The organism is Marinobacter algicola DG893 (genome assembly GCF_000170835.1).
Taxonomy (GTDB): domain Bacteria; phylum Pseudomonadota; class Gammaproteobacteria; order Pseudomonadales; family Oleiphilaceae; genus Marinobacter; species Marinobacter algicola.
Genome location: NZ_ABCP01000040.1, coordinates 25,159 through 31,287, shown reverse-complemented (window position 1 = coordinate 31,287; position 6,129 = coordinate 25,159). Strand labels below are relative to the sequence as shown.

At 57.0% G+C, this 6,129-nt stretch carries 4 protein-coding genes; 3 read left to right on the top strand and 1 reads right to left on the bottom strand.

Going from position 1 to position 6,129, the window contains the following annotated elements:
• Nucleotides 1-84: 84 nt before the first annotated feature.
• Nucleotides 85-354, bottom strand: coding sequence for a 30S ribosomal protein S20 (gene rpsT, locus MDG893_RS17115; protein WP_007155082.1), 270 nt, complete (start codon nt 352-354; stop codon nt 85-87).
• 285 nt (nt 355-639) lie between these two features.
• Here rpsT and murJ point away from each other — a divergent pair, with 285 nt between their 5' ends.
• From murJ to ileS, 3 genes are all read left to right on the top strand, one after another.
• Nucleotides 640-2,220 carry a murein biosynthesis integral membrane protein MurJ gene (murJ, locus tag MDG893_RS17110; protein ID WP_083797711.1) on the top strand — a complete coding sequence of 527 codons (1,581 nt, stop codon included), beginning with the start codon at nt 640-642 and terminating at the stop codon, nt 2,218-2,220.
• Between the two features lie 65 nt (nt 2,221-2,285).
• A complete protein-coding gene (ribF, locus tag MDG893_RS17105) occupies nt 2,286-3,257 on the top strand; it encodes a bifunctional riboflavin kinase/FAD synthetase (protein WP_007155080.1) in 972 nt (323 codons plus the stop codon).
• 35 nt (nt 3,258-3,292) lie between these two features.
• Nucleotides 3,293-6,112 carry an isoleucine--tRNA ligase gene (gene ileS, locus MDG893_RS17100; RefSeq protein WP_007155079.1) on the top strand — a complete coding sequence of 940 codons (2,820 nt, stop codon included), beginning with the start codon at nt 3,293-3,295 and terminating at the stop codon, nt 6,110-6,112.
• Nucleotides 6,113-6,129 lie beyond the last annotated feature (17 nt).

Genomic DNA, 6,129 nt, shown 5'->3' with positions numbered 1-6,129 from the left:
AAACAAGCAGGTCGTCCAATAATAAGGCACAAAAAAAACCGGCCAGATTGGCCGGTTTCTTCATTCTCAAGTTCCGAAGAAGCGTTACGCGCTCTTCAGAGCCTTGATGCGGGCGCTCAGACGGCTCTTCTGGCGAGCAATCTTGTTCTTGGCGAACACGCCCTTGTTAACCATGCTGTCCATAATCGGCTGAGCCTTCTGGAGAGCAGCTTGTGCTTCTTCTGGCTTGCCGGCCTCAATGTTGGCCTGGACCTTCTTGATATAAGTACGCGCCATGGAACGCAGGCTGGCATTGTGCTTGCGGTTCTTCTCGTTCTGACGTGCGCGCTTCTTGGCTTGCGGGGTATTTGCCACCGTATAACTCCTGAGATCTGTGAAATCCGAAATTCGTGTGAAACGATTCGTAAAAATCGCGGGCGCGCCAAAACCAGCGCGTCGAAATAAATGACGCGGAACTATGCCGCCAACGCCCTAAAATGTCAAGGCTCAACGCTATTTCATCCCGGTATCTCCGGCCCCTGTGGTAAACTCGCCGCTCATCGCCGGAGAGTCCCGTGAAGGCCCTAAGGAATTACCGAAATATGGCCTGCTACATCCCGGGTGCATCCAGAAAATACTGAACCATTGTCCAGGCCAAGAATGTCGTCCGAACCTGAGCAGACAGAAGCACCAAAGGCTTTGCCCAAACCGCCGGGGCTGTTGAGGTCATCTGGAGTCGTTGGCTCAATGACAATGCTGTCGCGAGTACTCGGTTTGGTCCGGGATATGGTGATTGCGCGTTATTTTGGTGCCGGTGCCGGCGCCGACGCGTTCTTCGTCGCCTTTAAAATCCCTAACTTTCTCCGCCGCCTGTTTGCCGAGGGTGCGTTCGCTCAGGCCTTCGTGCCGGTGCTTTCCTCGTATCGGCAGCAGGAATCGGTCACCGAAGTCCGGCGTTTGGTCAACGCGGTTGCGGGCGTCCTTGGGTTGGTGCTGTTGGGCGTGACGGCAGTTGCCATGCTGGGGGCGCCGCTGCTGACTGCGGTGTTTGCTCCGGGCTTTCTGGATGATGACCTGAAGTTCGGCCTGGCCAGCGATATGCTGCGTATTACCTTCCCGTATTTGTTACTGGTCTCCTTGACGGCGTTTGCAGGTAGTATTCTCAATAGCTACGACCGCTTTGCCGTTCCCGCGTTTACGCCAGTGTTGCTCAATCTGGCGATGATCAGCGCGGCCATATTTCTCTCGCCCCTGATGGAAACGCCCGTCATCGCTTTGGCTTGGGGGGTGTTTATCGCCGGAGCGTTGCAATTGTTCTTCCAGTTGCCCTTTCTGATGCAGTTGGGGTTGATGCCTCGGCCAAGAGTGGATTACAAGCACGAAGGGGTCCGTCGCATCATGAAGTTGATGGTGCCTGCGCTATTCGGGGTCTCCGTCAGCCAGATCAACCTGCTTCTGGACACGGTTCTCGCGTCGTTTTTGCAGACCGGCAGTGTGTCCTGGCTTTACTACTCGGATCGCCTGTCGGAGTTACCCCTGGGCGTATTCGGTATCGCCATTGCCACGGTGATTCTTCCCAGCCTGTCCCGCAAACACGCAGCGGAATCGGCGGACCAGTTTGCCGCAACTCTGGATTGGGCTGTACGGGCGGTGCTGCTTATAGGTTTGCCTGCCGCGCTGGCCCTGGCCCTTCTGGCTGAACCATTGATTGCCACGCTGTTCCACTACGGAGAAGTTACCGATCGCGACGTCACCATGGCGGCGCAAAGCCTGCGAGCATACTCCGCCGGGTTGCTGGCCTTCATGTTGATCAAGGTGCTGGCGCCGGGGTATTTCGCACGCCAAGACACCAAGACGCCGGTTAAAATCGGCATTATCGCGATGGTGGCCAACATGGCTTTTAACCTGGCGCTGATATTTCCCCTGGCACATGCGGGACTGGCGTTGGCAACTTCGCTGTCTGCGTGGTTGAACACGGCGCTCCTGTGGCGTGGCCTTATCCGTGAAGGTGCCTGGAAATGGCAGCCGGGGTGGACCCGATTCCTGGTTCAGATCGGACTTGCCAATGCAGCCCTGGCTGCGGTCATCCTCTGGCTACAGCCGCCAGTGGGTCAGTGGCTGATGGCAGGCGGTCTCCAGCGGGCCACGGATATGGGTATTCTCGTAGTCTCGGGCGTCGCGGTGTACTTTATTGTGTTGGCATTGACCGGGGTTCGGATAAGACATTTTCGCCACAGGTAGGTTATAATCGCGCGTTTTCTCACCAGTGAAACCATACACCGCTGGCAAACAAGGGTTCGCTTTACATGCGTCTGATCCGGGGCCTGACCAACCTGAAAAGCCTTTCGCAGCAGGACGAAGCTCCGCTCGCGGACGGGTGTGTCGCCACCATCGGGAATTTTGACGGGGTGCACCTCGGGCACCAGACCATCATTGACCAGGTCCATGAAAAAGCACTGGAGCTCGGCGTGCCTTCCGTGGTGATGGTCTTTGAGCCCCAACCCCGTGAGTTTTTCCAGGGCCGTGAAGCACCACCAAGGTTGATGCCGTTCCGGCAGAAATTCGAATCGCTGTTGGCGTCTGGCATCGACGTTGTCCTGTGCCTGCGTTTTAACGAGCGCTTCCGGAGTTACTCTGGTATGGGCTTTATTGAAGACGTTTTGATGGATGGCCTTGGTGTTCGCCATCTTGTCGTAGGAGACGATTTTCGTTTCGGTTGCGACAGGGCCGGCGATTTTTCGCTGTTGCGGGAAGTAGGCGAGCAACGCGGCTTCACGGTGGAGAACACCCGTACAGTGACGGTGCATGGCGAGCGTGTCAGCAGCACCCGAATTCGAGGTGTGCTTTCGGAGAACCGGATCAACGACGCCGAGGATTTATTGGGGCACCCTTACCGCATTCGAGGGCGAATCGTCTATGGTCGCCAGTTGGGGCGGCAGATTGGCGCACCAACGGCGAACATTCTGTTGCCTCATATGCCTGCGCTGAAAGGGGTCTACGTGGTAAGCGCGACCCTCGAGAATGGCCGTGTTCTGGACGGTGTAGCCAACATTGGTCTGCGCCCAACAGTAGACGGTAAGCAGCCGTCCCTGGAAGTGCACCTGTTTGACTTTGCTGGCACACTTTACGGCCAGCGTCTTGATGTGGTTTTCCGCCATGCCCTGCGGGACGAAGTGAAATTCGACTCGGTGGAGGACCTCAAGGAGCAGATTGCCCGTGACTTCGACGATGCGCGGGCGTGGATTGCAGGCCATGGCTCCTTAGCCACCGGACATTGACCGACATTTAACAACCTGAGCTACGCACCTTTACCATGAGCGACTACAAGCACACCCTGAATCTGCCTGAAACTGCCTTTCCCATGCGCGGTAACCTGGCCAAGCGCGAGCCGGACATGCTCCAGCGCTGGCAGGATCTGGACGTATACGGCAATCTGCGCAAGCAGCGCGAGGGACGGGAAAAGTTCATCCTCCATGATGGCCCTCCCTACGCCAATGGCAGCATTCATATCGGTCATGCGGTCAATAAAATTCTCAAGGATATGATCGTCAAATCCCGCAGCTTCATGGGTTACGACGCGCCTTATGTGCCGGGCTGGGACTGCCATGGCTTACCGATTGAGCACAAGGTGGAGCAGGAGATTGGCAAGGCCGGTGTGAAGGTGGATTACAAGACCTTCCGTCAGGCCTGTCGTGATTACGCTACCAAGCAGATCGCCGGCCAGAAGGCCGATTTCATCCGCCTTGGGGTGATGGGAGAATGGGAAAAGCCGTACCTGACCATGGATCCGAAGGTCGAGGCGGGCATCGTGCGTGCGTTGGGCAAAATAGTTGCCAAAGGCCATCTGGTGCGCGGGTTCAAACCGGTGTATTGGAGCGTGGTCGGTCAGTCTGCGCTGGCGGAAGCCGAAGTTGAATACCAGGACAAGACGTCGGTGCAGATCGATGTGCGATTCACGGTCGTCGATCAGGCGCGGGTGCTCGACCTGTTTGGCACCGACAAAGGTGCGGGTGATGTGTCGGTTGTTATCTGGACCACCACGCCTTGGACCATTCCGGCAAACCAGGCTGTTTCGCTGCACGCTGAACTGGAATACGCTTTGGTACAGTCCGATACCGGACATGGGCCGGAGCGGATGATCCTCGCAGCGGACATGGTGGATGGCATCATGTCGCGTTGGGGTGTTGAGAGCTATGAGGTGCTGGCGACTTTACCGGGCGCCACGTTGGAAAAGCTGGATCTGCATCATCCGGTGTATGACAAGCAGGTGCCGTTGATTCTGGGCGACCATGTGTCCACTGATGCTGGTACCGGCGCCGTCCATACGGCCCCGGATCATGGGATGGAAGACTTTGAAGTGGGCAAGGCCTACGGCATTGATACAATCAGCCTGGTCAAGGCCGATGGCACCTATACGCAGGCGGCGGGTGAGTTTGCAGGCGTTCATGTCTATAAGGCGGACGACCCTGTGTGTTCCGCTTTGGAGCGCGAGGGCAAGCTGGTTCGGGCGGAGAAGTTCAGCCACAGCTATCCCCACTGCTGGCGGACGAAAACACCGTTGATCTACCGAGCCACCCCTCAGTGGTTTATCAGCATGGACAAGGAAAGTCTCCGTGACGACGCCCTGGAAGCCATCAAGGGCGTGCGCTGGGTGCCTGCCTGGGGGCAGAACCGTATCGAGGCAATGTTCAAACAATCCCCGGACTGGTGTATCTCACGACAGCGCACATGGGGCGTGCCGATCACCTTGTTTATCCACAAGGAAACACAGGAACTGCATCCGGATACCCAGAATTTGATTGAGGCGGTAGCGAAGGAAATCGAAAAGGGTGGCATTGACGCCTGGTACGACATCGATACCAGCGAGCTGCTGGGTCGTGATGCGGATCAGTATGAAAAGGTGATGGACACCCTGGACGTCTGGTTTGATTCCGGAGTAACCCACGAATCCGTACTGCGTCCTCGCACCGAATTGGGTCAGTTTCCGGCGGATATGTACCTGGAAGGCTCTGACCAGCACCGTGGCTGGTTCCAGTCGTCCCTGAAAACCTCCATCGCGATGAACGGCGTGGCACCGTATAAGCAGGTGCTGACCCATGGTTTCACCGTCGATGGTAAGGGCCGCAAGATGTCCAAGTCCCTGGGCAACGTAATTGCGCCCCAGGAAGTGATGAACGAGCTGGGTGCCGATATCCTGCGTCTCTGGGTGTCCGCCACCGACTACAGCGGTGAGATGACGGTCTCCAAGGACATCCTCAAGCAGACCGCGGACGGTTACCGTCGTATCCGGAATACCGCCCGTTTCCTGCTCAGCAACCTCACCGGATTCGATCCTGAGCAGCACGCCGTAGCACCGGAGGATATGATAGCCCTGGACCGCTGGATGGTCGACAAGGCCCTGCAGTTGCAGAAGGAACTGCATGAGGATTACCAGAATTACGCGTTCCTGCGCATCTACCAGAAGGTGTACAACTTCTGCGAAGCCACGCTGGGCGGGTTCTATCTGGATATTATCAAGGATCGGCAATACACCACCCAGGCTGACAGCCGCGAGCGTCGCTCCTGCCAGACAGCCCTGTTCCATGTGGTCGAAGCCCTGGTGCGTTGGATTGCGCCGATTTTGAGCTTCACTGCTGATGAGATCTGGCAGCACCTGCCCGGTAAGCGTGGCGATACTGTGTTCTACGAAACCTGGTATGAAGGCCTGACGGCGCTGCCAGACAACGCCGAACTGGGCCGTGACTACTGGAGCCGCATTTTCAGCGTTAAAGAAGCGGTAAATAAGTGCCTGGAGGAGGTTCGTGGCCGGGGAGAGATAAAGGGTTCCCTGAGTGCGGAAGTGACGCTCTACTGCGAAGGCGACCTTGCCAGGGATTTGCAGTACCTTGGTGAAGAGTTGCGCTTTGTGCTGATTACCTCTGAAGCTACAGTAGCACCGATCTCTGATGCCAATGGGGCGGAATCGACATCCCACGAGGGGTTACTGGTGAAAGTAAACCCAGCCGGACACGCCAAGTGTGAGCGCTGCTGGCATCATCGGGCCGATGTCGGTCAGAGCGAACAGTACAGCGATCTGTGTGGTCGTTGTGTGACCAATGTAGAAGGGCAGGGCGAGTCCCGCTCGTTTGCCTGATGGAAGTTGCCTTGTGG